Origin of the sequence: Hyunsoonleella ulvae, assembly GCF_016827605.1 — a bacterium.
GTDB lineage: Bacteria > Bacteroidota > Bacteroidia > Flavobacteriales > Flavobacteriaceae > Jejuia > Jejuia ulvae.
Genome location: NZ_JAEPJQ010000006.1, coordinates 84777 through 101513 on the forward strand (window position 1 = coordinate 84777; position 16737 = coordinate 101513).

15 protein-coding genes are annotated in these 16737 nt (G+C 32.5%); 3 read left to right on the forward strand and 12 right to left on the reverse strand.

All coding sequences use genetic code 11. From position 1 onward, the window contains the following. Nucleotides 1–31: 31 nt before the first annotated feature. From JS605_RS14610 to JS605_RS14640, 7 genes are all read right to left on the reverse strand, one after another. Nucleotides 32–442 carry a nuclear transport factor 2 family protein gene (locus JS605_RS14610; RefSeq protein WP_203258465.1) on the reverse strand — a complete coding sequence of 137 codons (411 nt, stop codon included), beginning with the start codon at nt 440–442 and terminating at the stop codon, nt 32–34. Nucleotides 443–955: 513 nt separating this feature from the next. Continuing rightward, complete coding sequence (locus JS605_RS14615) at nt 956–1675, reverse strand: glycosyltransferase (RefSeq protein ID WP_203258466.1); 720 nt, start codon at nt 1673–1675, stop codon at nt 956–958. Further along, nucleotides 1672–3042 (reverse strand): dihydrolipoyl dehydrogenase family protein, encoded by a 1371-nt coding sequence (locus tag JS605_RS14620; protein WP_203258467.1) that lies wholly within the window; start codon nt 3040–3042, stop codon nt 1672–1674. Before JS605_RS14620 ends, JS605_RS14615 begins: the two co-directional genes overlap by 4 nt. A gap of 20 nt (nt 3043–3062) precedes the next feature. Beyond that, nucleotides 3063–4052: a type I glyceraldehyde-3-phosphate dehydrogenase gene (locus JS605_RS14625; RefSeq protein ID WP_203258468.1), complete on the reverse strand. Its 990-nt coding sequence runs from the start codon at nt 4050–4052 to the stop codon at nt 3063–3065. Nucleotides 4053–5532: 1480 nt separating this feature from the next. Next, complete coding sequence (locus JS605_RS14630) at nt 5533–7173, reverse strand: M56 family metallopeptidase (protein ID WP_203258469.1); 1641 nt, start codon at nt 7171–7173, stop codon at nt 5533–5535. 2 nt (nt 7174–7175) lie between these two features. Further along, a complete protein-coding gene (locus JS605_RS14635) occupies nt 7176–7535 on the reverse strand; it encodes a BlaI/MecI/CopY family transcriptional regulator (protein WP_203258470.1) in 360 nt (119 codons plus the stop codon). Between the two features lie 169 nt (nt 7536–7704). Continuing rightward, a complete protein-coding gene (locus tag JS605_RS14640; RefSeq protein WP_203258471.1) occupies nt 7705–8073 on the reverse strand; it encodes a hypothetical protein in 369 nt (122 codons plus the stop codon). Between the two features lie 182 nt (nt 8074–8255). Here JS605_RS14640 and JS605_RS14645 point away from each other — a divergent pair, with 182 nt between their 5' ends. Next, the gene (locus JS605_RS14645) at nt 8256–9197 is read left to right on the forward strand and encodes a calcium/sodium antiporter (RefSeq protein ID WP_203258472.1); all 942 of its coding nucleotides are present in this window, start codon (nt 8256–8258) and stop codon (nt 9195–9197) included. A 13-nt stretch (nt 9198–9210) separates the two neighbouring features. Continuing rightward, complete coding sequence (locus JS605_RS14650) at nt 9211–9951, forward strand: DUF6503 family protein (protein ID WP_203258473.1); 741 nt, start codon at nt 9211–9213, stop codon at nt 9949–9951. A 51-nt stretch (nt 9952–10002) separates the two neighbouring features. Here the strand turns inward: JS605_RS14650 and JS605_RS14655 are convergent, their stop codons facing one another. The 5 genes from JS605_RS14655 to JS605_RS14675 form a co-directional block, all read right to left on the reverse strand. Beyond that, nucleotides 10003–11583, reverse strand: coding sequence for a hypothetical protein (locus JS605_RS14655; protein WP_203258474.1), 1581 nt, complete (start codon nt 11581–11583; stop codon nt 10003–10005). 73 nt (nt 11584–11656) lie between these two features. Then, complete coding sequence (locus JS605_RS14660; protein WP_203258475.1) at nt 11657–12931, reverse strand: adenylosuccinate synthase; 1275 nt, start codon at nt 12929–12931, stop codon at nt 11657–11659. A 16-nt stretch (nt 12932–12947) separates the two neighbouring features. Continuing rightward, the gene (locus JS605_RS14665) at nt 12948–13418 is read right to left on the reverse strand and encodes a Fur family transcriptional regulator (protein WP_203258476.1); all 471 of its coding nucleotides are present in this window, start codon (nt 13416–13418) and stop codon (nt 12948–12950) included. Nucleotides 13419–13440: 22 nt separating this feature from the next. Continuing rightward, nucleotides 13441–15660 carry a RelA/SpoT family protein gene (locus tag JS605_RS14670; protein ID WP_203258477.1) on the reverse strand — a complete coding sequence of 740 codons (2220 nt, stop codon included), beginning with the start codon at nt 15658–15660 and terminating at the stop codon, nt 13441–13443. 54 nt (nt 15661–15714) lie between these two features. After that, a complete protein-coding gene (locus tag JS605_RS14675) occupies nt 15715–16296 on the reverse strand; it encodes a non-canonical purine NTP diphosphatase (RefSeq protein ID WP_203258478.1) in 582 nt (193 codons plus the stop codon). A 49-nt stretch (nt 16297–16345) separates the two neighbouring features. On the opposite strand from JS605_RS14675, the gene JS605_RS14680 reads away from it, so the two are divergent. Further along, nucleotides 16346–16735 (forward strand): hypothetical protein, encoded by a 390-nt coding sequence (locus tag JS605_RS14680; RefSeq protein ID WP_203258479.1) that lies wholly within the window; start codon nt 16346–16348, stop codon nt 16733–16735. Nucleotides 16736–16737 lie beyond the last annotated feature (2 nt).

A 16737-nucleotide genomic window follows, 5' to 3' on the forward strand; every position in this document is an offset into this window, starting at 1 on the left:
ATTTTTTTATTTTGGTTATTCTATTTTTATTTTATAGTTTTCTTTCAGATGCATTAATTCTTAGATCGTTAATACTAGCATACCTTTTTTGCATAAGACCATTGGCATCAAATTCCCAATTTTCATTTCCATAAGCACGATACCATTGGCCTTCTTTGTTCTGATATTCATACTCAAACCTAACGGCAATTCTATTATCCTTAAATGCCCATAATTCTTTTTTGAGCTTATAATGCAATTCGTTTTTCCATTTGTCTGACAAAAAGTTTTGAACTTCTTCCCTGCCGTTAATAAATGTATCTCTGTTACGCCATTCCGTATCTACGGTATATGCTTTCGACACCTTTACAGGGTCTTTACTATTCCAAGCATCCTCTGCCAATTGAACTTTTTGTTTTGCCGTGTCTTCGGTAAAAGGTGGCAGTGGTGGTTTTTGTTCCATGAATCATTTTTTTTGAGTTCTATTTAATAGTTCAAAACTAGCTTTAGGTGCTGTTTTTTTTATCCTCTTAATCATTAGGGGCTTAGATTAAGAAAAGTATACAACATTAGAATAAACTAAACACGTGCCAAAAGCGTATTATGTTTTTAAATTATTAATTTTCAGTTATTTATGTATATTTTTAGATTTAAATACAACTACAAAAAGCACAACATATTAAATATATACAGTATCTACTACTCTGAAATTTTATAATGGCAAGTGAAGTTATTATTATAGTCTGATAACAACTTAGTTAATGAAGGTGCTGGTCAAGTGTATTTATCTAAGAGTTATTTAAATGATATATATCCAGCCCTAGGTTTATTACCCATTGTATTCCAATGAAAATCTTGAGTATCTGTTTAGAATATTCGTTGTTTAGCGCGTAGTTCGTTTAATTTTTTCGAAAGTAATTTAGACTTTATGGCGTAGAACCCAATTCTGTTTGATTTCTTTTAGGATTAATGCTTCTCAACGCACATCTTTATACAACTTCACAAGAGTATGTGGTGACACTCCCATTTTAAAAAGTATTCGTATAAAAACCCATTGGAGTCTTGTTTTAGTAAAGCCAGCCTTGATATGTCGTCTTGCAGAAACAACAATTTTGGGCTCTCTTATCTTTATCGTTTGAAAACTTTCACTCATCCTTTTGGAAAAATCATAATCCTCCATAATAGGTATTTCGTTGAATCCATTTAATTTATCAAAAACGTTTCGTTTCACAAAGATACCGTTGTCTCCATAAAAAATTCCTTTATCCGATTGTTCCCGTTTATCAAATATTCTCAAGTTTAAAATATTACCTAACCGTTTAATTTTAGCATTATGACTATCGAAAATATTAGCAAAACCACCTCCATCAAAGCCTTCTCTACAAACTTGAGCGATTGACGAAAACGTGTTTTCACTAAGTTGCATATCTGCATGAACAAAAAATAATAAGTCACCAGTTGCTACAGAAGCAGCTTTGTTCATTTGACTAGCTTTTCCTTTCTTCTTAGTAGCAACAACATTGACCGATTGAAGTAAAGCCAAAGTCACTGTACTGTCTGTGCTACCTCCATCTGCCAAAATAATTTCTACCTTACCATCGTAATATTGTTTTTTTAGCTCAGTGATAATTTTATTTATCAGCAGCTCTTCATTATAAGCCAAAATAATAGCAGATATTTTTAATTGACTGCTCATGGTAAGGTTCTTAAGTATCGGGTAAATGCTTTTTTTACGATTTCTGTATAAGTGGGGTAAGCGAAAATAGTATCTGCCATTTTTGTAGCGGGAATTCTATTTTTTATGGCTATGGTTAAAATTTGAATCCATTCACCTGCATGGGCGCCGACTGCTTCTGCTCCAATGACTAAATGATCTGTATCAAAAATTACTTTTAAAAATCCACCAGTATTTCGATCTGTAATAAATCTATCTATTGAAGCATTTACTGTAAAGACTCTTATATTGCTTTTTCCAATTTTTGCAATAGCTTCTGCTTCGTTTAAGCCTACATGTCCAATCTGAGGCGTAGTAAAAATTGCCCAGGGCAATACACTCAAGTCATCCTCTTTAGATTGAGGTTTCAAAATATTATGAATAGCAATATTGGCCTGATGGGAGGCGGTATGCGTAAATTTAAATCGTGTTGTAACATCACCGCAGGCATAAATGTGAGGTACCGAAGTTTGCAAGTATTTATTGGTTGAAATGCCATGCGGTAAGTATGCTATGTTTGCATTTTCCAAGTCTAACCCCTTAACATTGGCAGACCGACCTGCGGCTGAAAAGAAATAGTCTGCTTGAATGTTTTTTTGAACTCCATCGACTTCGTAGATTAAAGTGTTTTTATTTTTAAATGCCTTAATATTGGCATTTAAAATTGATTGAATGCCGTCCTTTTCTAAGGCTTTAGTAAGATGCGCTCCTATTTCAGGATCAGTTACCTTTAAAATACGTTCATTCCTCTCAATAAAAACAACTTCAGAACCCAATTGTGCTAGGGCTTGTCCTAATTCTACAGAGATTACGCCTCCTCCAATAAATACAATTTTTTTAGGTTGCTTCCTTAATTCCCAAAAGTTTTCATTATGCAATAGTTGTACCTTTTCAATCCCTTCAATAGGTAATATTCTAGGTGACGAACCTGTACAAATAATAAAGTTTTTTGCTTTTAATGTTTTGTCTCCAACACTTACAGTATTTTGGTCTAAAAACATGGCTCCTGATGTATTTACATAAACATCAATACCCATTTTTTCAAAAACATCAGGTGTCTCATGAGCATAAATACCTTGCACGACCTTATCTACCTGCTCCATAATTTTTTTGAAATCTACTTGAGGTTGTTGGATATCTATTCCCAAGTCCTTCATTTTAGAGATGCTTTTGTAGGCTTTTGCAGCATTCAGTAAGGCTTTACTTGGCACACAGCCATAGTGAGTACATTCGCCTCCGATTTTATTTTTTTCAATCAAAGCAGTTTTCAGTCCTTTACGATGCCCAGTAGTAGCTGCTACTAGTCCTCCTGAACCTGCCCCAATCACAATTAAATCGTATTCTACCATTTTTTTATTGTTAAATTTGGTTAAATGTTTTCTAAGATCTGGCGAATCATTTGGTTGGCAAATCCCCATTCATTATCATACCACGCCAATACTTTTACCAAATCTCCGTCCACAACCTTCGTCATTTCTAAATCAATAATGGCCGCATGAGGGTCTTTGATAATATCACTTGAGACGATAGCATCTTTGGTTGCTCGTATCACATTTCTGTAGCGGTCTGTTTCTGCTTCTTCTCTAAATATTTGGTTCAATTCTTCTTTAGAGGTATTCCTGTCCATCACAAGGGTAATATCCGAAATTGAACCAATCGCTAGCGGTACTCTTATTGCCATTCCATCAAAGATACCCGCATATTCGGGCATTGCTTTGGTAGTGGCAGTCGCAGCACCTGTAGTAGTGGGAATTAGATTATTCATCCCCGTTCTTCCCATCCTAGTTTTTTTAGAAGGTGCGTCTACCATACTATTAGATGAGGTGTTGGCATGAATTGTAGTCATGATAGCTTTTTTAACACCAATCCTTCTCCCCAAAATTTCGATAACTGGACTAATATTATTAGTTGTACAACTGGCACAGGAAAATATGGTGCTTTTTCCATCTTTTGTGTTTACTCCATGCACTACGGTTGGTACACCACCACTTGAAGTTGGTCCGGAAATGACCACTATTTTTGCGCCCGCATCCACATGTTTTAGGGCGTCTTCTTCTTTGGTAAAAAAGCCTGTGCTTTCGATAACGATATCTACGTCCAGTTTTTTCCAAGGCAGGTCAGCTGGATTTCTTTCGGAATAGAAAGGAATAGATTTGCCACTCACTACTAAAGTGTCTTCAACAACTGTTACTTCTTTTTCAAAAACGCCATGGACACTATCGTATTTTAACAGATAAGCAATATTGTCGATAGAAGCAATATCATTGACTGCTACTATTTCTAATTCAGGATTTTCTAATATTATTTTTAATGAGGCCCTTCCTATTCGCCCCATGCCGTTTATTGCTATTCTTTTCATTTTAATTATGGTTATTTAGTATAATGTCTTCATGAATACTTTTCTTTTTTCGGCGTTCTATTTAATAGTTAATAACACACTCATTTAGTTGCTATTTTATTTCATCTTATTGATTATCAGGATGAATTCATTTAGATTAAGAAAAGTATACTACACTAGAATAAACCAAACATGTGCCAAAATCGTGATTTAATTTAAGTTATTCTTTTTCAGAAAGTTATGATTATTTTAGGTTTAAGCAGAACTACAAAAAGCACAACATACCGTACATATACAGTATCTACCTCTCTTTAATTTCATGATGGCATGTGATGTCTAGTTCTGAAATATCGCTACAGATTTTTAAGCTGGGTTTCGATATATCATCTCAGGGCTTTTTTAAGGGCTTTTACGAAGCTTGTCAGTTTAAGGCTTTAACTAAGGTAGCTTAACTTGCACGCTATAAGATTATAGCATTTGTGTTTACTAAAGTTAAATTTTGAAGAATTGTATTATGAATTTTTTTTAAAATGATATCATTCTATAATGCTTAATGTCACCTACTTTAAATTAATAAAAAGATAAATTATCTACAGAAGTTTTTTAGTAATAAAGAAAAGTAAATTCATATAGGAGTTAGACATGTAATATGCTTAGTTAATAGTGTCCTTTTCCTGTTAAAGTGTTAACTACCATATATTCTATCACAGTATTGTAGCTAATAATTTATTTTAGTTCATAACATAATATTTATTAAGCTTTAGTGATGAGGTTTTTTGTAAGTAGTAAATATTGAGAATGACACAAATATGGAAGAAGATATTGATTTAGGATGCATGAATATATTGGTCTTTTATTAATCCAACACATTCTTAGTTACATACCAACGCCAACCAATTATAGCCAACTGTAGTTTATTGGCCTTGGCTAAGTCTAATTTTTGTTTGGAGTAGCTTGGTAGAATAGTTTTGTTAACCTTAGCTAAAAATTTAAAAACTTGCTTTTTCACTTAAAATTGTTGTACAACAAAAATAGTAAAACTTATTCTAGACTAAGTTTTACTTTTTTAAGTTAAATACTAGAAATAATTAATAGTATTACATCAACTAAAAATTTGGCAAGAGTTATCATTTTATTCGGTTTTAAGGTTAATAATTATCAATGTTTTCTCAATATATAGATTGGCGATATTGTTTACCAAACGTTTTACGTAAAATCGATGAATTTGAATAGTGATTTGTAAGTAAAAAAATGATATTGATTTCGATATTTATGTGACTCTCTATAGATATGTATTAAAATGAAATTTTTATTTCAATTTTTATTTCATTTTGTAATAATTGTAGGGGTTTTTGAGAGCGTATTTTTAAAACCAAGGGGGATTTTATCTTGAAATCTTTGTTTTTATATAGTTTTATCTTTTTTATCTTAAAAAATTTAACAAAAAAGACTGTCCTTTAAGACAGCCTTTGCTAAATATTTAGTAATAAGTTTAATACTATTATTTTTTCTTTTTAGTAGTAATCTCAATTACACCGTTTTCTCCTTTCTTCCCATATTTTTTAATAGCCTTTTTGCCTTTCAGGACTTTTATACTCTTTATATGTTTAGGGTCAATGTTTTTAAATTTATTTTTCCCTATTTCTTTTCCGTTAACTATATAAAGGGGGGCTAAATCATTCTTACTTAAAAAAACTACGTTTTTCTCATTACTATTCTTTTCCTCCTCTATTAACATTTCAAATTTCTTTTCATCCCCATCATCAGAGATAATTTTTACATGATTGTCTTTGATAATAGCATGATTTCCCGTTTTACCAGAAGACTCAAAAATAATTGAATCTGTACTAATAATACGCTTTCCTTGTTTAAAAACGACACCCTCTTTATTATTCGTTGTGTCATCTGTTTCAATATGTAATGTAAGTTTACCGTCATAATAATGTGTTTCCTTATGGCCTGAAGTAGTGCCTACAGATAAGACTCGATCTTTACCTTTCCCCTCTACTATGATATTTATGGTTTTAATTGGGTCTTTTGAATCTGCTTGATACCTAACACTCGAATATGGTGAATTTAGTTCAATTTTAATAGCAATTATCTCATCATTATTGTTGCGCTTTAAAGCTTCAAATTTAGAACTAACCCCTATCTTTTCTAGTTTCTGTGCTAATTTACTTATAGCGATATCTGTATAGTTTTTAGTTATTAAAAAAATATCGGTGCCTTTATTTAAAGGTTCTGTTTCTTGAGTGTTGTAGGTTTTAGTTTTGGATTCAGAATTGGGTACTTCTGCTTCGATAAAAACTTCTTTTGTGCTAAAACTCATCAGAAATACTGTTAATAGAGGTAGGATAAGTAAAAGCTTTAGTTGATTTGATTTTTTTGATTTCGATTTGTGTAACATAACGATTCGTTTTTTGATGAATGAATTATAAAAGTTATTATTTGATGCCAATTGATGAGTTGGCATACTTGTTTTTAGTAATGTATATTGGTATGATTTTTTACATGTAGCGTTTACAACGGCAGTTCTATCAGCCAAAAACTCTAAATTTTGTTTTAAACTTCTAGCATAAAACCATACAAAAGGATTAAACCACAATGAGATACATGCTAATTGCATGAGCAAAACATCAATAGAATGGTGCTCCTTTACATGCACTTTTTCATGTGATAAAATTTGTTCTAGTTCTTCAGAGTTAAATTGATTGGGGTTGTAAACTATCCATTTGAAGAATGAAAATGGAGAAATGCTTTTTTGGGTTTCTATATATATAAACCTACCTACTTGTTTTTGCTTATTACCCCAAAAAATACAGAGTAAAGTGCACAACTGTAATGTAAACCGGGCTAAAAATAGTACTAAACCTATACAGTAAATGACCAATACATAATTTAAATTAGTATTTGATGTTTCAACTTGTGCAACTTCGACAGTTTCAAGAGCAAAGTTGGAAACATCCACTGGGGTATATTCTATATAAATTGGAATTACTACAACTGGCAATATAAAGGTTGCTGCTAAACCAATTAGTAAAAACACCCTGTTCCATTTAAAAAATGTGTCTTTTCTTAAAAAGACAATATAAAACATAAAGAAAATTGTAATGATACCGCAGGCTTTTAGTATATAACACATGGCTATTTTCCTTTTTCAATTAGATCGATAATTTCTTTTAAATCGGAAACACTTATTTTTTCCTCCTTTGCAAAAAACGATACTACGTTTTTGTAGGAGTTATTAAAATAATTATCAATAGCCGCCGTCATAAATCCTTTTCTATATTCCTCTTTTTTTACGATAGGATAATACTGGTGTGTCTTTCCATAGGCGTTATAAGCTACATATCCTTTATCCTCTAGGTTCCTTATTATAGTAGAGAGAGTATTGTAATGCGGTTTCTCTCCTTTAATTTCGGCAAGTACATCTTTTACAAAAGCTTTTTTTAGCTTCCATAGTATATGCATTATTTCTTCTTCTTTGTTTGTTAATTTCTCCATGTATTTAAAATTAGACGTAATACTTTGATAAACTAGGATAGTACAAATATAACTATTTTTATAGTTATAAAACTAAAAATATAGTTATTTAACGAAATTTTTAGTTTTTTGCATAAAAAAAGCAGCACTTAGTTATGTGCTGCTTTAACATATTTTATAATTAGGTTACTTAATTTCCATATATAGGAAAACATCTAAATTTATCTTTATCGACACCTACACCGCATTCCCAATCACGTTCTGGAGGTACTCCTCCTTCTTCTTTCTCAATTTTGTAAACTAAGTAATTTTTGTTCATTAACCCCCACATCTCAACACCATCATCATTATACGTAATTAAACGTTTAGAGCTGTCTTCATCGTTTACATACTTAGGGCCTTTAGTATGGGTTTCATCTATGGTGTAAGTCCCATTAAGACTACTAGTGCCACTAATTTCTAGGGCAATAACCCTATCTGGTTCGTTTGTGCAGGAATACAGGAGTATTAAGATAAAGCCCAACACTGAGTAAAGTTTAATTTTAATCAATTTTTCCATAAGGTTAAGTTTTTAATTTGGTTTTTTAAATCTAACTATAGATTTTTCATTTACTTATTCAATTATAGTTTATTCGATAAATAACAATTACAGGTTGTAGTTTATCGGTATTACATCAATAATATGCTTTTCTTAATGTAATACGATTTGAATCTAAATAGTATCTTCGTAAAAAAAAGTGTATGAGTATCCTTTGGGTAATTTTTGGTTTTATTTTGCTTGTTGTAGGAGGGGAGTATTTGGTACGTTCTTCCGTGGCATTGTCGTTTAAATTCAATATTTCTAAAATGGTAATAGGTATGACGGTTGTGTCCTTTGCAACCTCTGCCCCAGAGCTGTTAGTGAGTTTGCAAGCAGCATTTTCTGGTTCTCCTGCTATAGCCATTAATAATGTGGTAGGATCTAATATTGCAAATATAGGTCTAGTATTAGGGGTTACCGCTTTGGTGGGGCCTATAGTTGTAGATAGGTCGTTCTATAAGTTGAATTGGCCTGTAATGATGGTATTTTCAATCTTACTGTATTACTTTTTAAAAAACGATAACGTATTGTCGGCTATTGAAGGCGGCGTCTTATTTTCAGGATTAATACTCTTTATAGTGGTATTAATTAAACATGCCAAAAAGGATTCTATACCAGATGAGGTGGATGATACATTGGCCACAGTTTCAAATTTTAAAATTATCATTTGGCTGTTGATAGGAGCAGTAGCATTGTATTTTGGTAGCGAGTGGCTTGTAGATGGTTCTAAGGAAATAGCACGCTCAGTAGGTGTTAGTGAAGCTGTAATAGGCGTATCTTTAATAGCCATAGGCACTAGTGTACCAGAGTTAGCAGCATCAGTAATTGCTGCTGCTAAACAAGAAAAGGCTATTTCTCTGGGAAATTTAATTGGATCTAATATTTTTAATATAGCATCGGTTTTGGGTTTGACATCACTTGTAAAACCAATTGAAGTTACTGCATCCCAAATTCTAAACAACGATATTTTTTGGATGTTAGGTTTTGCAGCGGTACTGATTCCTCTTATTTTTATCCCTAAGCAAATGCAAATAAGCAGGTTTAAAGGCTTTTTTTTAGTACTGGCTTATAGTGTTTTTATGGTTTTTGTTTTTAAAACTTAAACTTTATATTTCAATGAAATTATTCTACATTTTTGTTTTCGTTAGTTTTTTATACGCCTGCAACGCATCTAAAAAAGTATTAACTGCTCAAGATATCGTTAACAATGCTATTGCTAAACATTGTAATGGGAATTGTGAGAACAGCACTATTACTTTTAGTTTTAGAAATAAAACATATAAAGCGTTTAAAAACAAGGGGATATACGAATATGAGCGCACATATAAAGATAGCTTACTTGCTGTAAGGGATGTCTTGACCAACGATGGTTTTAAACGTTATGTTAATGATACTTTGGTTGTACTGAATGATGACGAAAAATTTAAATATGCCAATAGTGTAAATAGTGTGCATTATTTTGCCCAATTGCCTTATGGCTTAAATGCGCCAGCAGCTAATAAATTATTGTTGGGAGAAGCCACAATAAAAGGAAAGCAGTATTATGAAATTGAAGTAACTTTTGATGAAGAGGGTGGGGGGAAAGATTTTGAAGATGTATTTGTATATTGGATAGGCAAAGATGATTTTGCATTAGATTACTTAGCTTATAGTTACGCAGTGAATGGCGGAGGTATAAGATTTAGGGAAGCTTACAATAAAAGAGTTGTAAATGGCATTACATTTATGGATTACAATAATTATAAGCCAGATAATTTAAATATAGAGTTAATTATACTGGATGATTTATTTCAAGAGGGAAAACTTAAATTAATATCTAAAATAGAAACTAAACATATTGAGGTTAGTGTAGAGTAATAGTGTAAAAAAAAGAGACCGCCGTAGCGATCTCCAACAAATCTAATATGTTTAATTTACTTTTAGTTTAACAATCCTGCCATTTTTCTTTTTTTCTCCTAAAAGAAATACCGTTTGGTTATTTAAATTAGCGATGCCGTTATTTACTTTATAGTATACTTTTGAGTCTTTATCGTCAATTAATTTCTTATAATCAAAGTTTCCTTCTTCATTAACTGATACGATATAAAGATTAGATTTTTTTGACGAGGTTTGTCTAAACGCTATTCTACCATTATTTAGTTTAGTAATGTTGTCTGAACAGTTGATAAAGAAAAAGGTTGAGTTTTCAATAGGAAGCGTCGTAAAAGAACTAGTAGTAAAGCCAGTTTGGGCTTTGTTAATATTTCTAGCCCATTTTAAATTTCCATCTGCATCCAAACGGACAGCCATTATATCGTTAAAGTGATAGACCGTATAAGTATTCCATCCTCCATTAGCATTCATTGTTGTATAAGTTGATATGAAAAATTCTTCAGCATTTATTACGATGTCCCCATTGGCCATGAGGTAAACCCCCTTAAAGTCAATGTTTTTTATCCCCTTGTCTTTTTTACGTTTTTTCTTATTTTGTTTGTTTCCGTATTTGTCATTTAAAAATTTATCAGAAAAATTATTGAATTTGCTGTAATTTATTTCAAGGCTATTGGGATCCAAATCATATACGCAAACCCCATTAATTTTACTCTCTTTATCATTACCAAAAAAACCTGTACAAACTAACCTGTTGTTATTTTTTAATAAATGTAAAGATTCAATTAATTTACCTGTCGTTTTAAAGCTGGTGTTTTCTGTGTTTGTTGCACTGACTTTGTAAAGCTCAAAATGATAATTTACTTTACCATCTTTTTTATCTCGTTTAGTACCTTTTTCGTATGATTTTCCTAAAAAGTATACGGTGCCATCAGTATCATCAACTTCAAAGCTATTGTATTCAAAAAGGTTGTCCTTTATATCTTTTGTAATAAGCTTATCAAATACTAATTCGAATTCATCATTAAAAACAAACACTTTATGAGTTTCTTGATCCTTGTTTTTAATGTCAAAATTAATAGCGAAGAATTTATTATTAGAAGAAAAGATAACTTCTCCCATGTGATTGCCATCAATTTGTCCCCATCCATTATTTATAAAAAAAGGAAATAGAAATACTCCAAAATATTCTTTGATATTCTCCTCAGAGAATTTGAGTAAATTTTCGGTAGAGAAATCTAGTGTAGATATATTGGATGAAGAGACATTAATGGCAATAGCTTTTTCTTTCTTTAACTCTTCAATTTCTATTAAGTGAAGTTTGTCATTTTTTAAAAAAGCGTTCTTAATGGTCTTATTTTTAACTTCGTAGTCTAATGTTTTGATTTCGTTTAAATCCTGATCAAAACATTGGATATAGTAGCCCTTAAGCTTTTGCATCATACCTCCGTAATATGATCTGATAGTAACTATGCCCCCATTTTCACTTTCCAGTGTGAATGACAACCTGGAGTTTTTTTTCTTATCCTTAAATATTTCGCTTTTAGTTATAGAAACATCTTGAGAATAAAGTATTGTGCTTATTGAGATAAAAAAAAGCAGTAAGAGAGATTTTTTCATTTATGTTTAGATTTTTTGGTGGTTACAAATCTAACAAAATAAACGAAAGCAAAAACTGACTTAAGTCAGATGTTTAACCTCTAAAAATAGTCTGTTTCCTATCTGGCCCTACAGAAACAATGGTAATTGGTATCTCCAATTCTTTTTCTAAGAAATCTATGTATGTATTCAGCTCCTCAGGAAATTGTGAAGCCTCCGTCATAGTGGTTAAATCTTCACTCCATCCTTTAAATTCAGTATATACAGGAGTAACGTTTTCTGGCTCTATGTTATAAGGTAAATGTTTAATTTCTTCGCCTTTATAGTTATATGCTGTACATACTTTAAGGGTTTTAAAACCGGAAAGTACATCGCCTTTCATCATATTTAACTGGGTAACACCGTTTACCTGGCATGCGTATTTTAGTGCTACTAAATCTAACCAGCCACAACGTCTTGGTCGGCCTGTAGTGGCCCCAAACTCATGACCTACTTTTGCCATAGTAGCGCCATCTTCATCAAATAATTCTGTAGGGAAGGGGCCAGAGCCAACTCTGGTTGTGTAGGCCTTAAAAATTCCAAATACCTCTCCTATCTGGTTAGGCGCAACACCTAAACCTGTACACGCTCCAGCTGCTGTTGTATTACTTGACGTTACAAAAGGATAGGTTCCAAAATCTATATCCAACAACGAACCTTGCGCACCTTCTGCTAGTATTGATTTCTCACTTTTTTGAGCTCGATATACATATTCCTCAGAATCAATAAATGTAAGAGACTTTAATACTTCAATAGCTTCAAAAAATTCAGTTTCTAATTCTTTTAAGTCATATTCTATGGATGCATCATAATAGTCTATCATAGATTGATGTTTGTCAGCCAAACTTTGGTAGCGTTCCTTCCAATCTGCAAGCTCTAAATCTCCTACACGAATACCATTTCTACCAGTTTTATCCATATATGTTGGACCTATACCTTTTAGTGTAGAACCTATTTTAGCTTTACCTTTTGATGCTTCACTAGCTGCATCTAAAAGGCGGTGTGTAGGTAGTATGATGTGTGCTTTTCTTGAAATTAACAACGATTTTCTGTAATCTATGTTTTGTTCCTCAAGTTTATCTAACTCTTTTTTAAAAATTACAGGATCTATTACTACGCCATTGCCTACTAAATTAATTGCATCGTCATGAAAAATTCCAGAAGGTATTGTGTGTAATACATGTTTTCTGCCATTAAATACTAAGGTGTGTCCTGCATTTGGACCTCCTTGAAAACGTGCTATAATATTGTAGTTTTTTGTTAATACGTCAACAATTTTTCCCTTGCCTTCGTCTCCCCATTGTAATCCTAGTAGTAAATCTACTGCCATTTTAAAAGTAAATTAGTTAGTTGTCCTCGTCGTTAGTTTTTGAAGTTTTTCTGTTTCCGTAGAAATATAACGAGTGGTTGTTAATTTCAATATTAAAAACCTCTTCGATAGTTTTTTTGATGGATTGAATTCTTGGATCGCAAAATTCTATAACCTCACCAGTATCTGTTAAAATGACGTGGTCGTGTTGCCTGTCAAAATATGATTTTTCGTAATGCGCTTGGTTTTGTCCAAATTGGTGCTTTCTTACCAGTTTACATTCCAAAAGTAGTTCTATGGTGTTGTATAGTGTTGCACGAGAAACGCGATAATTTTTATTTTTCATATTGAGGTATAAAGACTCAATATCAAAATGCTCATTACTATCATATATTTCTTGAAGTATAGCGTAGCGTTCGGGCGTTTTTCTATGTCCGTTTTCTTCTAAAAAGGTAGTAAATACACTTTTTACAATCTCTTGGTTTTTGTTATCTGTATTTGAATTCATAAATGCGCTGCAAATTTACACTTTAAACTCTGGAAACCTTATCAATACCATTAATTTTTTTAAGATTATCCAATATTTTTTTTAACAATGCTTTGTTCTTAACTACAAGCTTAATTTTACCGGAGAAAATACCATCATCGGTTTCAAAGCTTAAGCTTTTCATATTAATGTGTAAGTTGTTAGAAATAACTTTAGTAATGTCGTTAACAAGTCCCATGTGATCAATACCAGAAATTCTAATCTCAGTGGCATATTCCTGTTGGCTCGAATCAATCCATTTTGCTTGCATAATCCTGTAAGCATAATTGGATTGAAGACTTAAGGCATTTGGACAATTGTGCTTGTGTACTTTAATACCTTCTGAAACTGTTAAGAACCCAAAAACGTCATCGCCAGGTATAGGGTTGCAACAGTTTGATAGTTTATAGTCTAGCTTTTCTCCTTCTTTACCAAATACCAAAGAATCGTAGTTAGAGGTAATCTCATCCTTATCTATTTGTTCTTTTGAAATGGTTTGCTTTCTTGTGATTTTGTTCTTTATGAAACTAACAAGTACATTGTTTCGTGAAGCAGCAAAATCCTTAAGCATAGCGTTGTCTATAGAGCCAATACCAACCCTGTAAAATAAGTCTAAACTGGTTTTGAGTTTAAAATGCCTTACTAAATGGTTTACTGAAGATTCGTTTAGTGTTATTTTAAGCTGTTTAAGTTTACGTCTTAAAACCTCTTTACCTTCTTCTGCAATAAGTTTTCTATCTTCCCTAAGCGCAGATTTTATTTTTGCTCTTGCCCTAGCTGTGGTAGTATAATTTAACCAGTTAGCATTGGGTTTTGAGCTTTCTGATGTAATAATCTCAACCTGATCCCCACTTTTTAATTCATGGCTTAGCGGTACAAGTTTTCCATTAACACGTGCACCACGGGTGTGCATTCCCACTTCTGTATGGATATGGAACGCAAAATCTAGAGAAGTAGCCCCTTTTGGTAATGATTTTAATTCCCCAGCGGGTGTAAACACAAATATTTCTTGTGCGTATAGATTAAGTTTAAATTGCTCTACAAAATCAACCGCGTTTAAACTTGGATTTTCAAGAGCTTCTTGCAGTCTGTTAATCCAGTTTTCTAAGTTATCTGTTTTTTCAGCGCCTTGTTTATATTTGTAGTGTGCTGCATACCCTTTTTCTGCAATTTCATTCATGCGCTCACTACGTATTTGTACTTCAACCCAATTGCCTTTGGGGCCCATCACGGTAATATGTAGTGCTTCGTAACCTGTTCCTTTTGGGGATGTAATCCAATCTCTAAGGCGTAGTGGGTTGGGTCTAAAATGATCGGTAACTATTGAATATATTTTCCAAGCTAAAAACTTTTCATTTTGTTTATCGCTCTTGTAAATAATTCTAATGGCAAATTTGTCATAAACCTCATCAAAAGACACGCCTTGGGTTACCATTTTCTTTCTAATGGAAAAAATGGATTTTGGTCGTCCTTTTATAGTATAATTAAAATCTTCTTTATCTAGTGATTTTTTGATAACGGCACTAAACTGTTCAATATATTTATCCTGCTCCTCCTTACTTTCCTTAGTTTTTAGAAGTATGTCATTGTATACTTCAGGTTCGGTATATTTTAAAGCTAAATCCTCAAGTTCGGTTTTAATATTATAAAGCCCTATTCTATGAGCTAACGGCGCATAAATATATAGGGTTTCTGAGGCAATTTTTACCTGTTTATCAGGGCGCATGGCGTCCATGGTTTGCATGTTGTGCAAACGATCTGCTATTTTTATTATGATAACGCGTACATCATCATTTAAGGTTAGCAGCATTTTCCTAAAATTTTCGGCTTGTAACGAGACATCCATATCCTGTTCCTTACTTAAGGAGGATATTTTTGTGAGCCCATCAACAATTCTGGCAACCGTTTCGCCAAATAATTGCTCTATATCATCAATGGAATACTCTTCGCAGTCTTCAACTACATCATGAAGTAATGCGGCAGCAATAGAGGTGGCATCCAAGCCAATTTCTTGCGCCACAATTCTTGCCACAGCCAAAGGATGGAAAATATAAGCTTCCCCAGACTTTCTACGCTGGTCTTTATGCCCATCCAAAGCCACTTCAAACGCTTTTCTGATGAGTTTTTTATCATCGTCAGACAGGGTGGTATAACTAACCTTTAAAAGGTTTTTATACGCTTTGGCTATTTCCTTATTCTCTTTTTCAATTTCTTCTTCAGACATCGAATAAAAATAAGATAAACCACTTTAATAGCCAATACAGTTTTTCTCTTTTTTTTAAGAAAGTGTATTTAGAAAATTAACAAGCTGTTTTACTGCTTTTCCACGATGTCCTATTTGATTTTTTATAGATAAATCCATTTCAGCGAAGGTTTCATCATAGCCTGTAGGCTTAAAAATAGGGTCGTAACCAAATCCCTTACTACCATACTTTTCTCTGGTAATGTGACCTTTGCAGATTCCAGTGAAATTAGATAGCTTGCTGTTTAATGAAAGTGCAATTACGGTTTTAAATTGGGCACTCCTACTGTCAGCAAACTTCAAGTTTTTAAGTAATAAATCCATATTGTTTACTGCATCTCTTTGTGGACCAGCATACCGTGCTGAATAAACTCCGGGAGCACCATTAAGTGCATCGACCTCTAAACCTGTATCATCAGCAAAACAATCATAGCCGTAATTTGTTTTTACAAATTGTGCTTTTTCAAAGGCATTACCTTCTATAGTTTCCTTAGTTTCTGGGATATCTTCAAAACATCCAATATCTTTTAAACTTAGAAGTTTTATGGTTTTAGGAATTAAAACTTGAACTTCTTTGAGCTTATTAAGGTTGTTGGTAGCGAATACGAGGTGTGTCATTATTTTAATTAGCTTTATGAGCAATAAAACAAATCAAAATTTATTAGATATGAAAAAAATATTATTAACCATATGCATAGTTTTGTTTTGCTTTTCATTTGGGCAAAGTCAAACCGTTAAATTAAAGGCAAAAAAGCCTAAGTATGAAAATGTAAAATATAGGAATCCTGGAGAGACAACAAGTCCTTTTTTTATTGATAGAATTGTGTATTCAACAAATTATAAGGGAAGAGATAAAGAAAATTTATATCAAATTTCTATTTATGGGAAAGCAAATGGAAAAACCAAGCAGGTGCATTACACAGCGAAATCTGTAGAAGAATTTGATTATTATAGAAGGGTTTTTAACGGCAACTATAAAGAAATATTGGTGTTTGAAAATGATTATAAGGTAGGTGGAAAAACCTATTTTAACGTTGCCATAGCAGTGGAATACTAAAT